The sequence below is a fragment of the Ilumatobacter sp. genome, assembly GCF_049588435.1.
Taxonomy (GTDB): domain Bacteria; phylum Actinomycetota; class Acidimicrobiia; order Acidimicrobiales; family Ilumatobacteraceae; genus Ilumatobacter_A.
Genome location: NZ_JBAVYV010000323.1, coordinates 1 through 3,418 on the forward strand (window position 1 = coordinate 1; position 3,418 = coordinate 3,418).

Consider the following 3,418-nt stretch of genomic DNA (forward strand, 5'->3'; position numbering starts at 1 on the left):
CAGGCGGTGCGCGGTCTGATCATCGAGGGCCCGATGCGGCTCGCTGTCAAGACGATCGCCAGCCCGCGCGTGTCCGGCCTCGACCGACTCACCGATCTGCTGCGCCACGAGGATCCCCCTGCGGTCATCTTCGCCCCGAACCACCACAGCCACATCGACACCGGGGTGATGCTCCACGCGATTCCGGCCGTCTGGCGGCGAGAACTCGTCGTCGCGGCGGCGGCCGACTACTTCTTCGACGCACGGTGGAAGGCAGCGGTCTCCGCGCTCACACTGAACGCGATCCCGATTGACCGCGACGCCACCAGTCGCGCGACGTTCGACCGCCTCCGGGACATGATCGTCGACGGTCGGAGCCTGATCATCTACCCCGAAGGCGGACGCTCACCCGACGGCTGGGGTCAGGACTTCAAGGGCGGAGCCGCCTACCTCTCGGCTCGAACCGGTGCGCCGATCATCCCGGTCCACATCGATGGCACGGGCGAGATCTTCGGAAAGGGCGCGACACGGCTGTCTCGAGGTCGGGCCACCGTCCTGTTCGGCACGCCGTTGACGACCGACGACGGCGAGAACACGCGTCGCTTCAACGAGCGCATCGAGGCCGCCGTGACGCGACTCGGCGACGAGACGCTCACGGATTGGTGGACGGCCAGTCGCAACGCAGCGACAGGCCTGAGCCCGCGGCTGTCGGGCCCCGACCACAACGGTTGGCGTCGGCAGTGGCAGCTCGGAGAGAAGCGTCGCCTCAGTACGGCCGGGGTCCGCCGCCGCCGCGCGCGTCGCTGGCCCGATCTCGGGTGACCGCGCTGTCCACGCGATGTCGCCGCTGCGCGCCAGACTGGACCCGATGAAGGCTTCTCGACCGCTGCTCGCTCTCGCGTCCACGGCCCTGTTGCTCGGCGCCTGCACCACGCGGGAGACCGTTGCTCCCGTGACACCGACGACGTCGATCGATCCGGGCACCACCGTTCCGGAGAGCACGGTGCCCGAGACCACGATTCCCGAGACGACGGCGCCGACGACCACGGTGCCGGAAACGACCACGACGGTCCCTCCGACCACCACGCCTCCGCCATCGGGGACCCCGTCATCGGCATCGACCCAGTACTACGCCGGAGGCGACCCGGACGGATGGCTGTACGTCGGCCGATGGACCGGGTCCGGCTGGGAAGGATCGCTGGACGACAACGGTCAGCCCCGCGAGGTCGCCGTCGAGGCGGATGCGATGATGATCCACGAGCTCGGGATCGACCCGATCGACGGCAACGTCGGAGCGACGATCGAGCTGTGCGATGACGGGCGCAGCGGGCCCGTGATCTCACCCAATGCGCGGGCACCCGAGGATCCGGGTTTCGGGTATCGGTCGCTCGCCTTCGCCGGTGACTGGGACAGCGAACCGCGTCCGATCGCGGTCGTCGACGCCGACGTGGCCTCCTACCGAGCAGCCGGCATTGCCGCGTTCGACGGCATCGGCGTCGACGCCGACTCCGGGGAGATTCGCCAGATCGTCGTGACCGACCTCGACGGCGACCTCGACAGCGAATCGCTCGTCGCATTCGGGGGCGAGGACTTCGCGGCATTGCTGTTGATCGACGCTGATTCCGGCGCTGCGATCACGGTCTCCCGCGACTACCCACGAGAACCTGAGACTTCGGACGAGCCGCCACCATCCGACGTGACGACGACCACCGTCCCCCGTCCGCCGATCGACACGTATCGGGTGCTCGCCGTCGCCGATCTCAACGGCGACGGTCTCGCGGAGATCGTCACCCACGTGTGGAACGACCGCAACGAGATCGCCGAAGTCGTCGTTCACGCCTATGACGGCGCCGAGACCGACGCCGTCCTCTCCGCCCGCTGCTGAGGCGTGCCGTCACGGACCCCTCGAGACCAAGCAGACCCGTGACGTCACGGTCACCAGGTGTCGACCTGGGGGCGGCGTGCCCGAGGTGAGTCCGGAGCGGCGTCGAGCAGCGTCGTCAGCCACCGCCGAGTGTCCGCGGGATCGATCACGTCGTCGATCTCGAAATGCGATGCGACGTTGACCGCCTTGCCGTGTTCGTACATCCGATCGACCATCTCCTGGAACAACGACTCGCGATCGGATTCGTCGGCAACCGCCGCGAGTTCCTTGCTGTAGCCGAGGCGCACGGCACCCTCGAGTCCCATCCCTCCGAACTCGCCCGTCGGCCATGCGAGACACGCCAGCGGCGCCTTGGTCGATCCTCCCATCATCGCCTGTGCCCCGAGCCCGTACGCCTTGCGGGTGACGACGGTGATCGTCGGAACCGACAGGTTGGCTCCGGTCACGAACAGCCGTGAGCAGTGGCGGACGAGGGCGGTCTGCTCGACGTCGGGGCCGACCATCATCCCCGGCGTGTCGCACAGCGTGATCACCGGAAGGCCATGGGCATCACACAGCTGCATGAACCTCGCTGCCTTGTCGGCTCCGTCGCTGTCGATGGCCCCACCGAGGTGCGTCGGGTTGTTCGCGACCACCCCGACCGGTCGACCCTCCAGGCGTGCGAGCGCGGTCACCATCCCGACCCCGAAGTCGCGCCGGAGCTCGAGCACCGAGTCGGTATCGAAGAGGCCGTCGATCACCCGCCTGATGTCGTACGCACGCAGCCGGTCCGGTGGGACGATGCCGCGCAACCGGTCCTGGTCGGCCACGGACCATTCGCTCGTCGTTCCCTGGAAATACGACAGGTACCGCTTCGCGATGTCGACCGCCTCCGCCTCGTCGGCGGCGACGACGTCGACGACTCCGTTCGCACGTTGCACGTCGATCGGTCCGATGTCGGTCGGGGCGAACACGCCGAGCCCTCCACCTTCGATCATCGCCGGCCCGCCCATCCCGATGTTGCTGTCGACGGTGGCGATCACCACGTCACAGCAGCCGAGGATCGCCGCGTTCCCGGCGAAGCAGTAACCCGATGCGATTCCGACGAGCGGGACGGTGCCCGACAGTTCAGCGAACCACCAGAAGGCGAGGCAGTCGAGACCGCTCACGCCCGGCGGGTCGGTATCGCCCGGCCGGCCGCCTCCACCCTCGGTGAAGAACACGACGGGTGCCTGAAGCCGTTGCGCGACGTCGATCAGGCGATCCTTCTTCCGATGATTCTGGTAGCCCTGCGTACCTGCCAGCACCGTGTAGTCGTATGACATCACCACGGTCTTCGCGGCCTTGCTGTCGAACAATGCCCCGTTCACATCACCGATCCCGGCGATCATCCCGTCGGCGGGCGTGTTGGCGATCAGATCCTCGACATCACGACGACGCCGCTGCGCCGCGATCGTCACGGGCCCGTACTCGACATAGCTTCCCGGATCGACGAGGTCAGCGAGGTTCTCGCGCGCCGTGCGCTTGCCGCGCGCATGTCGCTTGTCGACCGCCGTGTGGCGGGCAGGGTCGAGT

General features: G+C 68.0%; 3 protein-coding genes. 2 read left to right on the plus strand and 1 reads right to left on the minus strand.

What is annotated here, in order from left to right:
- Both WBV89_RS12480 and WBV89_RS12485 read left to right on the plus strand, forming a co-directional pair.
- The coding region (locus tag WBV89_RS12480) for a lysophospholipid acyltransferase family protein (protein WP_423981678.1) at positions 1-801 on the plus strand (801 nt) is incomplete at its 5' end.
- A 46-nt stretch (positions 802-847) separates the two neighbouring features.
- The gene (locus tag WBV89_RS12485; RefSeq protein ID WP_423981679.1) at positions 848-1,864 is read left to right on the plus strand and encodes a hypothetical protein; all 1,017 of its coding nucleotides are present in this window, start codon (positions 848-850) and stop codon (positions 1,862-1,864) included.
- A 50-nt stretch (positions 1,865-1,914) separates the two neighbouring features.
- Here the strand turns inward: WBV89_RS12485 and WBV89_RS12490 are convergent.
- On the minus strand, positions 1,915-3,418 hold a 1,504-nt coding region (locus tag WBV89_RS12490), incomplete at its 5' end, for an acyl-CoA carboxylase subunit beta (RefSeq protein ID WP_423981680.1).